This window comes from Hymenobacter telluris (assembly GCF_017313265.1).
In the GTDB taxonomy this organism is placed as follows: domain Bacteria; phylum Bacteroidota; class Bacteroidia; order Cytophagales; family Hymenobacteraceae; genus Hymenobacter; species Hymenobacter telluris.
In genome coordinates, this window is record NZ_JAFLQZ010000009.1 from 192,827 (window position 1) to 210,405 (window position 17,579).

Below are 17,579 nucleotides of genomic sequence, written 5' to 3' on the forward strand. Positions count from 1 at the left end.
GTAAGCCATTGACCCAACCCCCGATTGCCAAGTATCCTGGCCCTGACAATCGTTTGCAACGGGGTTGATGAACAAAACTAGAGGCACTGTTACCCACCCAGAATTTATCAAACCGCAGTATGAAAAATATAAACCCTATCAGATAATATATGATTGATTTGCAAATAGTTAACTTGTTTTATAGGGCCTGAAATATGAACCCTGTATAGCCTTGTCTTAACGCATAGCAGCGCAAGGAGAGCTGTTGCCCCTTCGTGTTGCTCTCAAAATTCGGTGGCCCGCGGCCCACACCGAGCGACCTGCCAGAAGAGGGAAAACCAACCCCGCGCCCAACCGCCACACCGCCGGCTCCGGCAGTGCCTGTGACGCAGAGCTACCCCCGCGTTTCCCCGAATTAAGCGGACCCTTACTTCCCGCCGCAGGCGCACCAAACCCCGCCCAAACCACCTACGCTACACCTTTATTCACACCGCCTGAATAGCCTGGATGCGGGCCTCGAATTCGTCGTTGGGTAGGAAAGACCGGTTCTTCACCCGGGTCTTATAGGTGTAAATCGTGTTGATGGAGTAGCCCAGCATCCGGCTGATTTGCTCGCTGTCGTCGATGCCCAGCCGGATCAGGGCGAAGATGCGCAGCTCGGTAGTCAGCAGGGAGTCTTCGGCTAGCTTGATGCGCTCCTCCTCCCGAAACAAGGCGTTGAACTGCGCAATAAAGTTGGGGAACAGCCGCAGAAAAACCGAGTCGAAGCCTTTCAGCAATTCGTTGCGCTCGTTCTTGATGTTTACGCTGTCAATCAGCTTCTGCACGCTGGCGTATTGCTTGCTGCTGAGCAGGTTATCGAGCCGCTTTTTCAGGGCTTCTATCTTATCAATGTACTGCGAGTTGTTGTGGAAATAAAACCCGATGTACTCTTCCTTGATCTTGTTGGCTTCGTTGAGGTCGTCGTTCAACTGCCGGAGCACGTCGTTGCGCGCTTGCAGCTCCTGGTTGGCTGCAAAAATCAGCCGGTCGGCTTTGCGCACTTTCTGAAGCTGCTTGACGCTGATACCCGCGAAGGTAATGACTACGCCCGCCAGTAAAGTCATAATTATAGCGTACGTTTTCAGGGACTTACGCTGATTTTCGATGATATTGATTTTCTGGCCTTCAATGACCGAAGAAACGTGGCTGATTTCAATCTGCCGCTGCCGGGCCTTGTAAAAAGTGGCTTCCTCCCGTGCTTCCTTGATGAAGGTGTAGGCGTTCTTTAGGTCGCCTTGGCGGTAGCAGTAGTCGGAGAGCTTGAAGATGGCCGTGGTTTCCTTGGTGGCGGTTTTCACGTCGGCAATGGCCGATACCAGCAGCAGCTCGAAGGCCTTTTCGGGCTGGCCGGCCAGCTCGTATAAGTAGGCGGTGGTGCTGGCACTCACGGCCAACTGGTGCAGCGTGAGGTGCGGCAAACGCTGCACTTGCTGATACAGCGCCGCCCCAGCGGCCAGGTTTCCCGTTTTCTGCGCCCGAAAGCCTTGCACCGATAGGTAGTCGTAGGAGCCGGGCTGGCAGAACAGCAAGGTGGTATCGGCGTAGGCCAGCGCCTTGGCGTAGTACGCCGGCCGGTAGGTTTGGTCCTGGTTGAAGTCGCCCAGGTCACTGTAGGCGCGGGCTTGCAGAAAGTAGAAGCTCTGCTTATCCTCCTTGCTTAGCTGGCGCGGGTCGATGCCGTCGAGCGTCTCGAAGGTTTCCTTGAACAAGCCCGAAGACAGCAGCACAAACGCCAGCTTGAGCTTCGCCACTTCTATCTTCTCGGGCTGCTTCAGTTGTTCGGCCAGGCGCAGCATCTTCTGGCAATACACAAAAGCCGAATCGTACTTGAATGCCTTGTACTCCTCGTAAATGCGCAGCCCTACCGCAAATTTGGCATCGTCGTTCACTGGGCGCGAGGCAAACTCGGCGGTGAGGAGGCGGATACGGTTCCAGCGTTGTTCGTCGTAGGTCTTCTTTTGTGCCAGCACCTGGTTGAGTTCCGTCAGTAGGCTGTCGGCTGGGTTTGGGCCGGCCGCAGCGGGCGGCAAAGCGCCCAGCAGCAACCCCCAAAAACTCAAGAAGAATACGAAGAACCTCACCAAGTGAAACAAATGAGAATGAACCAGACTAGGTATCAAAAGTAGCAAATAGCTAGGTGCTCCACCCATTCGATAACCGGCACTACTGAACGAACAACGCCACCCCACCAACTCGCTGATTCAGCGCGTCGGACTGGCCCTTGCAACCAGCAATGCCCATGCGGCAGCCGCTCGTTTAAGGCAGGGGCGGTGCTGTATCCGTGATTTGTCCACCTAAACCCGTTATTAAGCGGAGGAAGGGCGGATACGAAGGCCATACTTTTGTGCTGTTCCGGCCCGGCAGCACGTAGTGCCGGGCCGGGCGCCCACCTATTGGTCTTGTGCTTTAACACCTTATGTCCGAGAAAAGCATTCCGTTACACTCGTTGCATGTAGGCGTGGCGGGCGTGGCCGTATTCCCGATTGCGCAGGCCGACCTGACCCCGGACATCCGCCGCGAAATTGTTGTGCCCCATCGGCATGACCACTACAGCTGTTTTTTCACGCGGCAAGGCACCCTGCACATCACCATCGACTTCCAGCCCGTGCAGCTAACGGCCGGCTCCTTGCTCGTGTCGTGGCCCGGCCAAATCCACCAGGTAGCCCCGCCGTACCACTTTCAGGGCTGGATATTGGTGGCCGATGCCAAGCTCATCAGCCCGCAAGCCCGGAGCTTCCTGGAGCAGGCCTTCACCAGCCCCGCGCTGCTTCAGTTCACGCCCGCCGAAAACGACTGGTTCCAGCACCTCTTTCTGGCGCTGCACGCGGCCACCACTTCTCAGTCGTCTTTGTTCCACACCGAAGCCGGTCATGCCTTGCTCAACGCCTGCATGGCACAGGCCGTGAAGCTGTTAGACGCCCAACAGCAGCAGCAGCAACAGGCGCATTCCCGGCGCAGCTTGGCACTGACCAGGCAGTTTCGGCACTTGCTACAGCAGGACTTTCTTACCAGTAAGAAGCCGGCCGCTTACGCCGAAAAGCTGCACGTGACGGTCAGCCACCTCAACGACACGGTGAAGGCCATGACGGGCTTTTCGGTGAGTTACTTTATTCAGCAGGAAGTGCTGGCGGAAGCCCAGCGCCTGCTGTTCTACACCGACCTGAACGTGCAGGAAATTGCCGACCAGCTTGGCTACGAAGACGTTAAATACTTCAGCCGCTTGTTTGCCAAAGGGGTAGGGGTGGCGCCTAGCCTCTTCCGCAAGCAAAGCCAAAGCACGCAACCAGGCTAGCCAATGGAAGCAGTAGAGGTGTTTAAAACCACAGTAAACACGCCGGCCCAGGCGCAAGTGCTCGAAGCCCAACTTCAGCGCCTGCTTCCTGCGTGCCGCATCACGTTCGACCTGGAAGACTGCGACAATATCCTGCGTGTTGCGGGCTCCGGCATCTGCTCCAGCCAAGTAGCTGCGTGCGTGATAGGAGCCGGCTACAACTGCGTGCGGCTCGAATAAAACATTGTTTTTCAATTTTTTAATTTTCCAGTGATGGCGCAAAATGCTCTGATTACCGGGGCCAGTATTGCCGGCCCCGCCCTTGCCTGGTGGCTGCACCGCGCGGGCCTACACGTAACCGTAGTGGAGCGGGCACCCGAGTTTCGCGACGGCGGGCAGAATATTGATGTGCGCGGGGCCGGCCGTACGGTTCTGGAGCGGATGGGGCTGTTTCAGGCCGTGAAGGACCTTGGCACGGGAGAGCAGGGCTTAGCTTTCGTGGATGAAAACGACGCCGTAGTGGCCGAGTTCGACGAAGCCGACCTGGGCAGCAATGGGCCAACCGTCGAGCTGGAAATCCTGCGCGGCGACCTGGCCCAATTGCTTTACGAGCACACCCGCCACCACGCCGATTACCGCTTCGGCGACCATATCACGGCCCTGGAGGAAACTGAAGAGGGTGTAACCGTTACGTTTGCGCACGGTGGCCCGCAGCGTTTCGACTTGGTAGTAGTGGCGGAAGGGGCCAATTCCACAACGCGTGAACTGCTATTCGGCCCCGAGGTAATCCGCAAGCCCTACGATTTGTACGTGGCCTATTTCACTATTCCGCGCGCGGCGCACGACCACAAAATAGCCCGCTGGTACAACGCGCCCGGCGGCCGGGGCGTTTGCCTGCGCCCCGATAACAAGGGCACCACCCGCGCCTTGCTTAGCTTGCAACAGGAACCGGCCGGCTACGAGCACCTGCCGCCCACCGAGCAGAAACAGCTGCTACAGCAGTTGTTTGCCGATGCAGGCTGGGAAACGCCCCGGGTGCTGGAAGGCCTAACCCACGCCCCCGACTTTTATTTTGAAAGCGTAAGCCAGGTGAAGCTCGGGCACTGGACGAAGGGGCGGGTGGTACTAACCGGCGACGCGGCGTGGTGCGCCGGCCCGTTTGGGGTGGGCACTACCGAGGCCCTGGTTGGCAGCTACGTACTGGCCGGCGAGCTGCAACGGCACACCAAGGACTACCGCGCCGCCTTCGCCGCCTACGAACACCTCATGCGCCCTTACGTGGAGGAGGGCCAGGACGTGCCTAAGGTGGGTCCGCGCCTTTCGAGCCCGCAGAGCCGGCTGGGCATTGCGTTGCAGCGCGCCGCGCTACGCATAGCCGCCGCGCCAGGCATCCGGCAAGTGGTATCCAAGCTGGCCGCCCCACCCACCGATGCCATTGAGCTGCCTGATTACAAGCAAGCTGACTAGCGTGTTTCCGCCGCAATACTTTCCGGCGCCAGCAACCTGCCTGTGGTGGGCAGCCAGCGCAGAGGGGAGGGGCCGGGTAAGTGGCACTGATGCCGCACCCCACAGGTAAAATCAACCATTCGACTACTGCCACAGCTTAGCAAGCCGCCCCGATGTATAGGGGCGGCTTGTTGCGTTTCCTGGGTGGTGCTAGCAGTTGTCGGGTAGTCAGGTACCGTGCTCCTTTTTAGGTATGACAGGTTTTGCCGTGCTCCGCGCCCGGGCCAGAATTTATATGCTGCCTGGGCCACCGGCCAAACCTGATTATTTCGGTGGGAGTGCCAAGTAGTTTTGTTGAGTCCTGCAACAAAGCCCCTTCTACACCATGGAAAAGCCCTGCTACCCCTGCCGCTGCGTGGTTCCACTTACCTACGCCGGAACCGCCAGTAACTGACCCCCACGCCATGTCCGACCTGCAACTCGTGCCCGGTAATAGCCTGCTCACGGCTACCCCGGAAGAAGGCCGCCAGCTAGCCGTTAAGCTCGCCCGCCTCATCATCAAGCTCACTCAGCCCGACGACGAAAAGCGCCGCCAGCAGCGCGCGATCTACGCCGACGACCCGAGGATGCTCATCAGCATCGGCCAGACGGTGGCCGCCGAATTTGCCACCATTGCCGCCGCCAACCACTATTGGCGCGACCAGCCAGTGGCTAGTTAATTCCTTCTCTTTCAGGTGCTTTGCTGCCCACGCTTCGGATGGGCCAGGCACCGCTTTGCCCCTGCTTTTTCACCTTTTTCATTTCAACCTGTATGGAACATTCCAGTATTCCCGGCTACACCTACGGCCAGGTCAGTCGCTCCCCGGTCACCCTCGACGAGCTGGACCTGCTCAAGCAAACCGTGCTTTTCTCTTCCGATGATGTGGCGGCCCTTGCGCAAGCCGGCCAGGTGCTGGCTCCCCAAACCGATGCCATCCTCGATGTATGGTACGGCTTCGTGGGGGCGCACCCGCACCTGTTGCGCTACTTCTCCCTCCACGGCCAGCCCGACGGCGACTACCTGGCCCGCGTCCGGGCGCGGTTTGGGCAATGGATTCTGGACCTCTGCACCAAGCCCTACGACCAGGACTGGCTGGATTACCAGCACGAAATCGGGTTGCGGCATACCAGCATCAAGAAAAACGCCACCGATGGAGCCGCGGCCGAGCCCCTCATTCACCTGCGCTACCTCACGGCTTTTATTGTGCCCCTCACGGCAACCATCAAGCCGTTCCTGCAAAATGGCGGGCATGCTGAGGCCCAAGTGGAAGCCATGCACGCAGCTTGGTTCAAGGCCGTAACGCTCACGGCCACGCTTTGGTCGTACCCCTACGTCAAAGAAGGTCAGTTTTAGTTTCTCGCTATTAGATAGTTACGCTCATGGAAGTTGCCGTTTATGACACCTACGTCTCCAAGAAAGACGGTTCGGTTATGCACTTTGACATTCTGGTATCGGACGAGGTAGCCAGCAAGGAGCAGGTGTACCAGTTTGGCCGCCAGTACCTCGCCACGAAAGGCCAGGCGGGCCAGCCCCTGACCGCCAATGAATGCCGGTTCTGCCACATCGAAGAGCCTACTCAGGAAGTGGTGGACGCTATTACTGCCCAAGGCTACTACATCATTGAAATGCAGGGGTGCCAGTAGGCATCCCTATTTTCCTGCCTCCCGTCATGGCTCCAACTGCCTATAAACCCATTGATTGCGGCTTTCATGATGTGCTGGAAGCCACGATAACGCGGCGCACGTACACGCACCTGCAATACTTCACCGACCTTTGGGAGTTCACCACCGTTACCGGCCTGCTCAAAAACCTGGTGAGCGAGCGTAGCGCGGAGGGCCTCGCCGAATACCTGCTACTCGACACCGGCGAGCGTATCCGGCTCGACCGGGTGGTGAACGTGAACGGCACCTTCGCCCCACCTTTTCGCCACTACCTCGATTTCACCTGCGACTGCTGATTGCGCGGTTAGCTGGTGCAATCGTGCTCGGCATAACAGCTCGCTGGCTTTCAACTATAAAGCTTTCTGGCTGTACTGGTAGGTAGTTGTATTGCAATGTCTTTTCGGCGGGTTCAGTGGCATTCCGGCTTCTGAATCCGCCGCTTAGCTTCCAGGCTGGCGCAGCACGGCCCCGAGCTGCTCCACCCCATATGCTAGTTCGGTGGGCGTAAGCGCCGCGTAGCCCATCCGCACGGCATTGGTGGTTGGGTCTGCCAGGTAGTAGCGGCTGCCGGGCGTGATAATCACCTTGCGGCGTGCCAGTTCCTGCGCCACCTCTTCCAGGTTCACCTCTTCTGCAAACTTCACCCACAGCGCCATACCGCCGGCGGGCAGCGTGAAATCCACGGGAGTACCCGGCAGGTGGCGCAGGGCGTTGGCCAGCGCGTCGCGGCGCAGGTGGTACTCGGCGTGGGCCCGGCGCGTGTGCCGCTTGATTTCGCCTTCATCGATGAGGTCGGCCACGGCCTGTTCCAGCACCGTGTCGCCTTGCCGGTCTATCAGCGCCCGCAGCCGGCCCAGGGCCGTGATGAAGGTCGCCGGGCCGGTGACGTAGCCGATGCGCAGGGCCGGCGCAATCAGCTTGGAGAGTGAGCTGATGTAGATAACCACGCCGTGCGGGTCGGCCGAGGCCAGCGGCAGCATGGGCTGGTAGTGAAAGTGAAACTCGTGGTCGTAGTCGTCTTCGATGATGGCCACGCCGTAGCGGGCGGCCAGGGCCAGCAGCTGCACGCGGCGCGCGGCGCGCAGCGTCACGGTGGTCGGAAATTGATGGTGCGGCGTCAGGTACAGGGCCCGCACCTTTTGGCGCTGGCACAGTGCTTCCAGCTCGTCCACGCGCAGGCCTTCCTCGTCCACCGGCACCGGGGCCAGCTCGGCGCCGAATAGCCGGAAGGTTTGCCAGGCCGGCGGGTAGCCGGGGTTTTCGACGGCCACTACGTCGCCGGGCTGGAGGAGCAGGCTGGCCGTTAGGTAGAGGGCCATTTGGGTGCCGCGGGTCAGGCAGATGCTGGCCGGGGTGGTGCTCAGGCCGCGGTCCTGGTTGAGCATGCGCGAGAGGGCTTCGCGCAGGGGCAGGCTACCCAGGGGGCTGTCGTAGCCCAGCTGGTTGCGGCGGCCGCGGCCCTGCATCACGCGGCGGTAGGCGCTGGCCAGCGTGGCCACGGGCGCGAGCCGGGCATCGGGCGTGCCGTCGTTGAACACCAGGGCGCCGGGTATGGCCACGAGCGGTTGCTCTAGCTCGAACGGGTCTTGCCACCGAAAGCCAGGCACCGCAACCGGGCCGCTGGCGGCGGGCGCAAAGGCCGTTGGGCTACTTTCGGGCAGCCGGCTCGACACGAAGGTGCCACGGGTATTCTGCGACTCCAACCAGCCCTGAGCCAGTAGCTCTTCGTAGGCCAGTACCGCCGTTTTGCGGTTCACGCCCAGCTGCTTAGCCAGCTCCCGGGTGCCGGGCAGGGCAGTGCCGGGCTGCAACCTTCCGCGGCGGATTTCGGCGGCAATCAACTCGCTGATTTGCAAGTACACGGCGCGGCCCGCCGCGAAGGTTGGGTGAAAGTTGGTATCCCAGGCGCGTAGCATGGCTGGACCCGTTTGTTTGGGTGAACTGGATGACTTAACGGGGCCAAGTTAAGAAGAGTTTTGCAGGGTCAAAAGCCGAAAGTAAAGCTGACCCAGGTAGTAAAACAGCTGCTGGTGGCCCCGACGCATGATTTCCTTTCACTCTAAACTGTTCCTGCTTTATGGAAACCGCAGTAAAAGACAAACCCTTCCAATCGTCTGATTTTCACCGTACCTACGCCCGCCCCGAGGTCCGGATGCCCGCGAAGCTGCACCACCCCAACGTGGAGCAGGCCGGCGCCCACGACCAGTTTTCGATGGAGCGCAAGCACCCCGTCTTCTTCGTGGATTTGCCCACGGTGGCTTTGAGCATGACCATCGGCGGCTTGCTGCCCGGCCAGGTTACCAACCAGCACCGCCACACCTACGAAACGGTGATTTACGTCATCGAAGGTGAGGGCTACACCCAAATTGAGGACCGGATTGTGGAGTGGAAGGCCGGCGACGCCATCTACATCCCCATCTGGGCCTGGCACAACCACGGCAACCGCAGCGCAACGGTGGGCGCCCGCTACATCGCCTGCGAAAACGCGCCCCTGCTGCAAAACCTAGGGGTGGCCCTGCGCGAAGAGCGTGGCCGCGACCTATAAATCAATATTTTAAACCGATTTCTTCGATGAATCCGAACGTCCCTTTTCGCGGCATCATTGCCTACCCCATCACGCCCTTCACCGCCGACAGTGCGGTGGACCTGCCCACCTACCGCCACCTCGTAGAGCGCCTCGTGGCCAGCGGCTCGCACGGTATTGCCCCGCTCGGCAGCACCGGCGTGTTGCCCTACCTCACCGATGAGGAGCGCGACGCCGTTGCCGAGGCGACTATGCAACAGGTGGCGGGCCGCGTGCCGGTGCTGGTGGGCGTGTCGCACCTCACCACGGCCGGCGCGGTGCGCCACGCCCGCTTTGCCGAGCAGGCCGGCGCGGCCGGCGTCATGGTCATCCCGATGAGCTACTGGAAGCTCACCGACGACGAGATTTTCCGGCATTTCGACCGGGTGGCCAGCGCCATTTCGGTGCCGATTATGGCTTATAACAACCCGGCCACGGGCGGCCTGGATATGTCGCCCACGCTGCTCAAGCGCCTGCTCGAAATCCCGAACGTAACCATGATAAAGGAAAGCAGCGGCGACGTGCAGCGCATGCAGGCTTTGCGCCAGCTGCTGGGCGAGGACGTGGCTTTCTATAACGGCTCTAATCCGCTGGCCCTGGCGGCTTTTGCGGCCGGCGCTACCGGCTGGTGCACCGCCGCCCCCAACCTCATTCCGGAGCTGAACCTAGGGCTCTACAAAGCCGTGCAGCGCCAAAACCTGGGTGAGGCCCGGCAGCTCTTCTACCAGCAGTTTGAGCTGCTCCAGTTCATTGTGGCCAAAGGGTTGCCCCGCGCCATCAAAGCTGGCTTGGAGTTGCAGGGCCAACCGGCCGGCGAATTGCGGGCCCCCCTCCAGCCCCTAACGGAAACCGAGCAACAGGAACTCCGGCGCATCCTGAACCGCGTGCCCCAAGAAGTTGCCGTCAGCTGATTACTGGCACAAACAGCATACGGCTAATCTGCCCACCCGGCTTCGGCGGGGTGGGCAATAGGGCTGCTGCGAGGAAGTAACAGCGGTTTGCATTGGGTGATTGAGCTACCTGCCTAACTGCTTGGTAGCCTTTAGCTTATTGCACCACTTTTACTTGGAAAGTAAAGCTGGTGCTGCCGGTAGTGCCTTCTCGGCTAAGGCCTTGCACCACCACCCGGTAGCTTCCAAGCTGGTCGGAGGTATAAAAGGATAGCGTTAGCTCGTGGGCTGCTGTTGCGGTGGCTTGGGGGTTCCAATACAGCAAGTTGCGAAAATCAGGCAACCGGCTTTTCGCCGCGGCCGGGGTATCGTAGCGTGGCGCATAAAAATCGCGCTGCCCTTGTAAGCCGGTGTATTCCTGCAACAAGGCTTGAGGATCGGGGGGGAAACCGGCCAAATCACCGGAGTAGGTGGTGTAGCTGATGAGGCCCTCATGAATGGCAGGACCCACTACGTAGCGGCTGGTTACCACATCGAGCTGGCGTATTTTCAGCGGATCGAAGGCCATAATGCGGTTGACATCAAAGACGGGCATGCCGTCGAGCAGCACCAGCGGGTTTTCCATGGTGGTGCGCAGTTTTTGGTCGGGAATCAGGAAGTGAAAACCGTCTTTGCGGGCTCGTACCAACACCCCCGGCACGTATTCGCGCATCACGTCTTCCAGGGTTTTGAAGCGGGTGTACTTATCCAGCAAATACTGCTCGGTAGGCTTGCCATAGAAAGGCAGGCTATCAGTGCCGGGCAGCCGGTAAGCCGCCGGGCTGCTCGGGGGGTACTGTTGCTGCACCTGCGCCTGCACATGCCGCCTCAGCAAACTCGGCGCCACCCCTGCCGGCAGGACCAGCGGAGCCAGTTGGCTATCGGCGAAGTGCGAGGAGAAAGGGCTGAAAATCTCCACCCGGTGCGCGCTGCTTTGGCGAGTATCGGTTTGGGCTATCAGTTGTTTAGCGCCGTGCCAGTCAGGTACTTCCACCAGGATGCTGCCGTCCGTTTGGCTGAGGGCGTTGTAGAGCTGCGGGAAGCGGCTGGGCGCAGTTAGGTACACCATCTGGCCGGCTACCGGTGCTCCGGTACTGCTGTTCACCACGCGGCCCCGCATGAGGTGGCCGTGGAGTTCGGGCGGGTAAACTGGCCGGGTAGTGGAGTCTGTGAGCACGTTGGTCCAGCTAAACCGGCGCCAGCCCTGCGTCAGCATCAGGTTGTCGGCGGCTTGGCTGTTGGCGGCTTTGAGGTAATATGCTGGGTTTTCAATCCGGCCTTTTACATCGGCGCTCAGCCAGAGGTAGCTCGTGAGGTCGGGGCCTGCTTGGGCCGATAAGGAATCGAGCTGGTAAACGGCCACCGACAGGTTAGCCGCCTGAGTTGCTGTCAGGTGTAGCGTTACTTTTTCGCGGGCAGTGTACTGCGGCTTGTTGGTGCGGGCGCTCAAGGCAAACGTATCCGACGGCGGCCGAAAATATAGCCGCTCACAAACGGGTTGGCGGCGACTATTGAATAGGGTGAAGTGCGAAACGCCCGCCAACAGTTGCCGCTTAGGCACCGAAAATACGGTTTGCCCGTTTTGTAATTGCCCGGCAGCGGCTACGGTTACTTGGTGCCGGGCGTGCCCCAGCAGATACAGCTTTTCGCTGGTGCGGGCCTCGCCCTGGGCCTGCACTACCACGCGCAGCTGCTCCGTGTTTGTGTCTTCGAGGCGCAGCACGTACCCTTGTTCTTGCACCGCTGGCAGGTTGTACGTAACGGTCTGCTGGTTTGCCAGTTTAAGAACAGCGCGGTACGCCGCTCCGGCCTTTGTAGGAGTAAACGAGAAACTGCCCATGCCGTAGCGCAAGGTGCTAAACTTAGCCATTACACTACCCACCTGATCCAATACAGTGCCTGTTGCATCTAGGCTTTGGCCGCTGCTGTCCGTTATTTTAAACCCTACTTTGCTGGTCAGGCCCTGTACTAAATAGCCGCCTTCGGGGAAAAACTGCGCGTCGAGGCGGGGAGCGGGGCGGCTGGCCATCAAGCCCAGTGGTGTGCGGGTGTTGAGGATGGTAACGGTGCTGTGGAAATAATACTCTGGCCCGAAGTTCTTCATCCAGCTAGTGTAGGCGCGCACAGTGTAGCGGCCTGATGGTAGTTCCGGCGGCAGCACCAACGAGCCTTGGCCGGTGGCATCGTGCAGGGCTATGGCCGCTTGTAACACCGGCGTCTGTTGCGGGTTGAGCACCTCCACGTAAGCCACCGTGCTGCTGGCCAGGGGCTGCGGCGTGGTGCCGGCCACCACGTATAGCTTAAACCACATGGTTTCGCCGCTCACGTAGCTTGGTCGGTCGAGGTGGGCAAATATCTTCTCAAGGGGCATGCGCTGGCCGTACTGCGCAAAGCGTTGGCCGATGCCTTCCAAAGAATCGGGGGCAGATTGGGCGGCTACCGGCCCCGCCCACCACAGTGCTGCCGCAACAAAGCAGAGGACGAGGGGTCGACGAAATAAGTAATTCCAATAGAAGAACAATAGGTGACAACCAGCCATAGCGTAGCGAGTAACCAATCAGATGTCAGGAAATAGTTGGTAGCTGATCGGGCCGCCTATGGCCAGAAGGCCGGCTTAACGTTGGTGCCTCGGTAGCGGCAGTCGGCGCAAAAGGCAAAGGCCCGGCTGTAGCCTATCAGAATAAGCCCCGTTCGAGGGTCGAAAACCCGATATACAGGAATCCTGTTGGCATCGAATTGTGATGCCAGCACACTCGGAACCAAGCTGCTTACTGTGTCGGGCTGTTCGCATAGTTTTTCGTAACCCGTCAGGAAGCGTGTGCCGGGCGGCAGTTCGCTGACGTCGATAAATAGCCGACGCTCAGTCATGGAGCTGGCCCCTACGTAGCCAATTACCAGTTCTGAGGCGTCTTGTAAGCTATGCACGTTGCCGGTGAGCTGGGTGGGCAGCGGGTCGAAAAGGGTGCCCAAGCTTTCCGTGTTTCGTTTCAGCCGCTCCCAGTAGGTGAATTCCTCTTGGGTTTGGGCATACTGCTGCACGAGGATGCTGTACTTGAAGCGCAGCTTATCCGAGTTGTCAGGCAGCAGCGCCAACGGAAACTTCGACACAACATCTTGGTTGAGCCGGGCCGTGCTGCTTTGCAGCACCGTCGTGGAATTTTCGGTGCGCCAGCACCTACTAATATCTTCCACGCGCGGCCGCATCATCCCATTCACAAACTCGAACTCGGAGGTATAAGGCGACTTGAACTCCCACGTTTCCTGGTAGGTCCACCGGTAGTAGCGGGTGGCCCCGGTGTCGTCGTGCGCATCCACGTACAGCTGCACGCCGTTGCGCTCCGAGGCCCACGACAATTGGTCGATGGGGGGCGTGAGTTTGCCGGTTACCAGGTCGGAGGCGTATTCGCGGCCGGCGGCGGTGCGCAGGTGCAGCCGGTATTGCCGGTTTACGTCGAGGGTTAAGTTGGCCGAGGTGTATACGCCAGGTGTTTGCTCGGTGAGGGCGTAACGGGTGCCGGCGGCATCTTCAATAGCCACGGTGGCTCGGGCTTCGGGCGGCGACACGTCAGTTTTCAGGTCGCGGGTGCGCGAGAGCCGCACCGTCGTGACGCCCCGCAGGTTGATAATGCCTTCCACCACCAAGTAACTCTCGGGCGAGCTGACTACGTCGGGCTCGTATTCTTCAATGCACCCGGTCAGCCACACCAGCAGGCCCAGCAGCAGACTCCCCATTCTATGCGCCATCTTCTGATTTGCCATGAGTTAGACCTGTTTAGAATTTGAAATTGTAGGTGACTGTCGGAATCGGCCGCCCGAAAACCGACAGCTTATAGCCGACAATCCGGCCATTGGTCGACTTGAAATACACCGAATAGGGGTTGCGGCGGCCCGTGAGGTTGTACACCGAAAACGTCCAGGAACTGTGAGCCAGCTTCTTGGCCTTGTGGCTGCCTTCCACGTTCAAGCCCAGGTCCGTCCGGAAATAATCGGGGATGCGGTACTGGTTGCGGTTGGAGTACAGCACCCGCTCCACGCCCCCGTAGTCGTAGGTGGAGATGGGCAGCGTGATGGGCCGGCCGGTGCTGTAGTTGACGTTCAGGGAGGTGCTCACGCGCCGGCTGAACCGGTAGTTGCCGGCCAGGCTGACATCGTGGGGCTTATCGAAATTGCTGCGGTAGTAGCGGCCCCCGTTAATGAACTCGGATTCGGTGGTGGCGGGCACCCGCACTAGGGAGCGGGAATAGGTGTAGTTCAGCCAGCCGTTGATTTTGCCGGTGGTCTTTTTCACCGACACTTCCACCCCGTAGGCCTTGCCTTCGGCATTCACCAAATCGGTTTCGATGTGGTGATTGAGCAGCAGCACCGCCCCGCTGGTGTAGTCCACGAAGTCGCGCAGCTTTTTATAGTACGTTTCCACCGACGTTTCTAGGCTGTTGCTGCCGAAGTTGCGGTAGAAACCCAGCGCCACTTGGTCGCCGATTTGGGGCCGCACGTGCTGGTCGCTGAGTTTCCAGGTGTCGGCCGGCGAGATAGAGGCGGTGTTGGACAGCTGGTGCAGATACTGGCGGGTGCGGTTGTAGCTCACTTTCACCGACGCCTTTTCCGACAGCGCAAACTTCAGCGAGGCGCGGTATTCGGGGCCGTGGTAGGTGGCCAGGCGGCTGCCGGCTCGGTAGCGCACCGTGTCGGTGAGGCTGCTGAGGCTGCGCGGTACGCCGGGCAGATACTCGAACACTTCGCGCGGCCCCAGCGCCTGATACAAGGAGTAGCGCAAGCCCAGGTACAAGGCCAGCCGGGGCGTCAAGTTCCATTGGTCGGCGAGGTACACGGCGCTTTCCTGGCCCTGCTCGCGGGGTAGTACGTCGGGCAGAATCAACGATTCGGGGCCGAGCGGGGTGAGGCGGCCGGGCGAAGTCCGGTACCGCGTGCTGCTGGCGCCGAAGTCGAGGGTGTGCGCGGGGCTAGGTAAGTATGTGAAATCAGCCTGCCCGCCCAGCTGCGCAATACCAAAGGTCAGGGCCGAAGAGGTTACCGCGTTTCGCTCACTGGCAATCCGGTAGGTGTACTGGCTGCCCGTTGCCGTGAGAACCCCGAAAAGCTGGGGGCCAAACACATGCTTCCACTTCAAGCTGGCGCTCTGGTTGTGGTACTCGTACGACGTGTCGGCTGAGAGCTTGAACCGGTCCCGGCTGAGGTAGCCGGTAGCCGAGAAGGTGTTGTTGGCGTTCAGCTCGTGGGTGAGGTGGGCACTTACATCATAGAAAGAAGCCGCACTTTGGCGCAGACTTCGGTCGGGCAGTTGCCGCAGCAGCCAGTCGGAGTAAGAAGTGCGCCCGCCAATGATGAACGAGCCTTTGTTTTTTACGAGCGGGCCTTCCAGCGTGAGCCGGCTAGTGAGGAGCCCCACGCCGCCGCTGCCCGCCAGTTTCTGCTTGTTGCCCTCGCGCGTGGTGATGTTGAGCACCGATGAAAGCCGCCCGCCGTACTGCGCCGGGATGCCGCTTTTGTACAGCTCCACGGTTTTCAGCATTTCGGGGTTGAAGGCCGAAAAGAAGCCGAACAAATGCGCAGGGCTGTACACCACGGCATCGTCGAACAGAATCAGGTTTTGGTCGGTGCCGCCGCCGCGCACACTGATGCTGGTGCTGCCCTCGCCAATGGTTTTCACGCCGGGCAGCGTCATCACCACCCGCAAAATATCCACCTCGCCAAATACAGTCGGTACCTGCCGGATAGCACGGATATCCAGCCGCTCTACGCCCATTTGCAGCCCGGCCACGTTGCTGTTTTTCTCGCCCTGCACCACCACTTCCTTCAGCGTGGTAATGTCCTCTTCGGCCACGATGTCCAGCTTGCCGTGGCTGTGCAGCAGGATCCGGCGCTGCGTTGGCTTGAGCCCAATGCCCCGGATACTGAGCAGGTGCTCGCCCACCGGCAACGTGAGCGAGTAGTAGCCGTCCCGGTTGGTAACGGCGCCCAGCGTCAGGGCCTCACTGGCCACGGATGCCCCAATCACCGGCTCCCCCGACTTGGCCTCGCGCACAAAACCCGTTACAGTTACCCGCGCGTTGCTACTGCGGCCTGCCTGCGGAGCACCCACCACGTACTGGCGCGCCGGACTGCTGGCCGTAGTAGCCACCGCCGCTGCGGGTGCCGGGCGGTCTGCGGAAGCAGGAGCCGGAAGAGCCGCCAGCTCCGGACTGGCTTCTGTGGGTTGCGGCCGAAAGTAGTTTTCCGGCAGGGTAGTGGAGAAAGCAGTGCCAGAAAATATGAACACGTTGCGTTGCTCATCTACGGCTACGTGCAGGCCGCTGGGTTGTAGGGCCTGCTCTATTACGGTGCGCAAGGGCTGCTGCGCCACTCGTAGCGTTACGGTTATGCCCTGCGTAGCCACCGAATCGAAAAAGATGCGGTGGGCGGTTTGGGCTTCCAGCTGCGCGGCAAACTGCGTGAGAGGAAGCTGTTGGAAGTCACCCGTAACCAGTGGTGTTGTCTGCTGACCGTAACTGCAAAAACCGCCGCACCAGATAAGTAATGCGAACAAGTATAAATACTTCATTTATATATAGATACGCTGGGTAAGAGTAGGTGGTCCTGCAACGGAAGCCAAGCAAAACGGAGGGCTAGGCTGGCTTTCCCGCAGGACAGGGGCTTGGCTGTGGTTTGCCCGAAAGGCTAGGTAAATCGTGCTGGCATAGTGTTGCTGTTGTTATAAGCTGTTCTAGTATAGGGAGTTGAAGTGTTTCTAGTGGGCTGCCGCCAATTCGGCTTGGTAGCGCACCAGGGCAATAAAGGCTTGCTCCGGCTCTGGCTCGTTGTTTTTCTGCAAGTAGCTGCGCAAGGCCGCGCGGTGCTCCGGGAATAGCCGCACCACGTCCTTGGGCTTCTTAATGGGGTAATACTGCCCGTCTTTGTGCAGGTAGTACGTGGTGGTAGCCGTTATTTCGCCTTCGATAGTGGTGACGGTGGTATGCTCGGTGTATTTCTTGTAGTGAGCTGCCAGTGCCTGCACCGGGCCATCTACCAGCACGTCGTAAAAAGCAGCGCGCCCCGGCGCATCAGCACCCAGGCGCACAAACGTGTGCCCCCCGATGGAAAACCGCTCGACCAGTTCGTTTACCAGTTGAATCTGAAAATCATCCTGGTAGGGCTTGAGCACGAGTTGGCCCCGAATTAAATCGTAGCGCAGCAGCACGTTGGCGTACGTGGTACCTGCGTAGGTCACGGTAGCAAGCTGCTCGTCTTTGGTTCCGAAAAAGCGGTGCCCGTTCGTGTTGCTTCGCACATAGTCAATGTATTCGGGGCCGTTGTACAAGCTCCATGCATTGCGCACCAGCTGGTTGTACTGCCGTTGGAGGCCACCCGCTGCAACGCTGGCGCTGGTATCTGCGGGCGCACGTTGCGCCCGCGCTTGGTGGCCGAAGGAAACCAGTGAAATGCTGCCTACAACAAAGAGAACCAAGCGTTTCATACTAGATAACGGTATAACTGGCAAGGCTATAGTAGGCAGCCGAGCCGCCGGCACAAGCTTCCTGGGAGCGGCTAAAGCGTTGCTACAACCTTAATTTATCTAAGAACGTGTTTGGGAATTACGCACAAGTAGCTCGTCGGAGGGACAGAGTTAAGTTAGCAACTAGCAGCCAAGCGG

At 59.7% G+C, this 17,579-nt stretch carries 15 protein-coding genes; 9 read left to right on the forward strand and 6 right to left on the reverse strand.

The features are described 5' to 3' along the window. Positions 1 to 464: 464 nt before the first annotated feature. The gene (locus J0X19_RS14675; RefSeq protein WP_206985126.1) at positions 465 to 2,102 is read right to left on the reverse strand and encodes a DUF6377 domain-containing protein; all 1,638 of its coding nucleotides are present in this window, start codon (positions 2,100 to 2,102) and stop codon (positions 465 to 467) included. 335 nt (positions 2,103 to 2,437) lie between these two features. On the opposite strand from J0X19_RS14675, the gene J0X19_RS14680 reads away from it, so the two are divergent. The 7 genes from J0X19_RS14680 to J0X19_RS14710 all read left to right on the forward strand — a co-directional run bounded on the left by J0X19_RS14680 (position 2,438) and on the right by J0X19_RS14710 (position 6,735). Further along, the gene (locus J0X19_RS14680) at positions 2,438 to 3,313 is read left to right on the forward strand and encodes a helix-turn-helix domain-containing protein (protein ID WP_206985127.1); all 876 of its coding nucleotides are present in this window, start codon (positions 2,438 to 2,440) and stop codon (positions 3,311 to 3,313) included. A gap of 3 nt (positions 3,314 to 3,316) precedes the next feature. Next, positions 3,317 to 3,532, forward strand: a complete 216-nt coding sequence (locus J0X19_RS14685; protein WP_206985128.1) for a hypothetical protein — start codon at positions 3,317 to 3,319, stop codon at positions 3,530 to 3,532. A gap of 33 nt (positions 3,533 to 3,565) precedes the next feature. Beyond that, complete coding sequence (locus J0X19_RS14690; RefSeq protein WP_206985129.1) at positions 3,566 to 4,759, forward strand: FAD-dependent monooxygenase; 1,194 nt, start codon at positions 3,566 to 3,568, stop codon at positions 4,757 to 4,759. A gap of 443 nt (positions 4,760 to 5,202) precedes the next feature. Continuing rightward, positions 5,203 to 5,457, forward strand: a complete 255-nt coding sequence (locus tag J0X19_RS14695; RefSeq protein ID WP_206985130.1) for a hexameric tyrosine-coordinated heme protein — start codon at positions 5,203 to 5,205, stop codon at positions 5,455 to 5,457. A 92-nt stretch (positions 5,458 to 5,549) separates the two neighbouring features. Then, entirely contained in the window at positions 5,550 to 6,131 is a 582-nt protein-coding gene (locus J0X19_RS14700) for a protoglobin domain-containing protein (protein ID WP_206985131.1), read from the forward strand. Positions 6,132 to 6,157: 26 nt separating this feature from the next. After that, on the forward strand, positions 6,158 to 6,421 hold the full coding sequence (locus tag J0X19_RS14705; protein WP_206985132.1) for a DUF2024 family protein: 264 nt from the start codon (positions 6,158 to 6,160) through the stop codon (positions 6,419 to 6,421). A 26-nt stretch (positions 6,422 to 6,447) separates the two neighbouring features. Beyond that, complete coding sequence (locus J0X19_RS14710; protein WP_206985133.1) at positions 6,448 to 6,735, forward strand: hypothetical protein; 288 nt, start codon at positions 6,448 to 6,450, stop codon at positions 6,733 to 6,735. Positions 6,736 to 6,879: 144 nt separating this feature from the next. On the opposite strand, the gene pdxR is transcribed toward J0X19_RS14710, so the two are convergent. Then, positions 6,880 to 8,355 (reverse strand): MocR-like pyridoxine biosynthesis transcription factor PdxR, encoded by a 1,476-nt coding sequence (gene pdxR / locus J0X19_RS14715; protein WP_206985134.1) that lies wholly within the window; start codon positions 8,353 to 8,355, stop codon positions 6,880 to 6,882. 161 nt (positions 8,356 to 8,516) lie between these two features. Here pdxR and J0X19_RS14720 point away from each other — a divergent pair, with 161 nt between their 5' ends. Both J0X19_RS14720 and J0X19_RS14725 read left to right on the forward strand, forming a co-directional pair. Beyond that, positions 8,517 to 8,984, forward strand: a complete 468-nt coding sequence (locus J0X19_RS14720; RefSeq protein ID WP_206985135.1) for a cupin domain-containing protein — start codon at positions 8,517 to 8,519, stop codon at positions 8,982 to 8,984. Between the two features lie 26 nt (positions 8,985 to 9,010). Then, positions 9,011 to 9,913: a dihydrodipicolinate synthase family protein gene (locus J0X19_RS14725; RefSeq protein ID WP_206985136.1), complete on the forward strand. Its 903-nt coding sequence runs from the start codon at positions 9,011 to 9,013 to the stop codon at positions 9,911 to 9,913. A 136-nt stretch (positions 9,914 to 10,049) separates the two neighbouring features. Here the strand turns inward: J0X19_RS14725 and J0X19_RS14730 are convergent, their stop codons facing one another. The 4 genes from J0X19_RS14730 to J0X19_RS14745 form a co-directional block, all read right to left on the reverse strand. Beyond that, positions 10,050 to 12,470: a hypothetical protein gene (locus tag J0X19_RS14730; RefSeq protein ID WP_206985137.1), complete on the reverse strand. Its 2,421-nt coding sequence runs from the start codon at positions 12,468 to 12,470 to the stop codon at positions 10,050 to 10,052. 56 nt (positions 12,471 to 12,526) lie between these two features. Then, complete coding sequence (locus tag J0X19_RS14735; protein WP_206985138.1) at positions 12,527 to 13,690, reverse strand: DUF4249 domain-containing protein; 1,164 nt, start codon at positions 13,688 to 13,690, stop codon at positions 12,527 to 12,529. A gap of 13 nt (positions 13,691 to 13,703) precedes the next feature. Then, positions 13,704 to 16,490, reverse strand: a complete 2,787-nt coding sequence (locus J0X19_RS14740) for a TonB-dependent receptor (RefSeq protein WP_206985139.1) — start codon at positions 16,488 to 16,490, stop codon at positions 13,704 to 13,706. A 186-nt stretch (positions 16,491 to 16,676) separates the two neighbouring features. Beyond that, a complete protein-coding gene (locus J0X19_RS14745; protein ID WP_206985140.1) occupies positions 16,677 to 17,402 on the reverse strand; it encodes a hypothetical protein in 726 nt (241 codons plus the stop codon). Positions 17,403 to 17,579: the final 177 nt, after the last annotated feature.

Bases quoted from the DNA above. Each gene is read 5' to 3' on its own strand.
- J0X19_RS14730 (WP_206985137.1), bottom strand. From the start codon at position 12,470: ATGGCTGGTTGTCACCTATTGTTCTTCTATTGGAATTACTTATTTCGT.
- J0X19_RS14725 (WP_206985136.1), top strand. From the start codon at position 9,011: ATGAATCCGAACGTCCCTTTTCGCGGCATCATTGCCTACCCCATCACG.
- J0X19_RS14710 (WP_206985133.1), top strand. From the start codon at position 6,448: ATGGCTCCAACTGCCTATAAACCCATTGATTGCGGCTTTCATGATGTG.
- J0X19_RS14695 (WP_206985130.1), top strand. From the start codon at position 5,203: ATGTCCGACCTGCAACTCGTGCCCGGTAATAGCCTGCTCACGGCTACC.
- J0X19_RS14735 (WP_206985138.1), bottom strand. From the start codon at position 13,690: ATGGCAAATCAGAAGATGGCGCATAGAATGGGGAGTCTGCTGCTGGGC.
- J0X19_RS14685 (WP_206985128.1), top strand. From the start codon at position 3,317: ATGGAAGCAGTAGAGGTGTTTAAAACCACAGTAAACACGCCGGCCCAG.
- J0X19_RS14705 (WP_206985132.1), top strand. From the start codon at position 6,158: ATGGAAGTTGCCGTTTATGACACCTACGTCTCCAAGAAAGACGGTTCG.
- J0X19_RS14690 (WP_206985129.1), top strand. From the start codon at position 3,566: ATGGCGCAAAATGCTCTGATTACCGGGGCCAGTATTGCCGGCCCCGCC.
- J0X19_RS14745 (WP_206985140.1), bottom strand. From the start codon at position 17,402: ATGAAACGCTTGGTTCTCTTTGTTGTAGGCAGCATTTCACTGGTTTCC.
- J0X19_RS14720 (WP_206985135.1), top strand. From the start codon at position 8,517: ATGGAAACCGCAGTAAAAGACAAACCCTTCCAATCGTCTGATTTTCAC.
- J0X19_RS14700 (WP_206985131.1), top strand. From the start codon at position 5,550: ATGGAACATTCCAGTATTCCCGGCTACACCTACGGCCAGGTCAGTCGC.
- J0X19_RS14680 (WP_206985127.1), top strand. From the start codon at position 2,438: ATGTCCGAGAAAAGCATTCCGTTACACTCGTTGCATGTAGGCGTGGCG.
- pdxR (WP_206985134.1), bottom strand. From the start codon at position 8,355: ATGCTACGCGCCTGGGATACCAACTTTCACCCAACCTTCGCGGCGGGC.
- J0X19_RS14740 (WP_206985139.1), bottom strand. From the start codon at position 16,490: ATGAAGTATTTATACTTGTTCGCATTACTTATCTGGTGCGGCGGTTTT.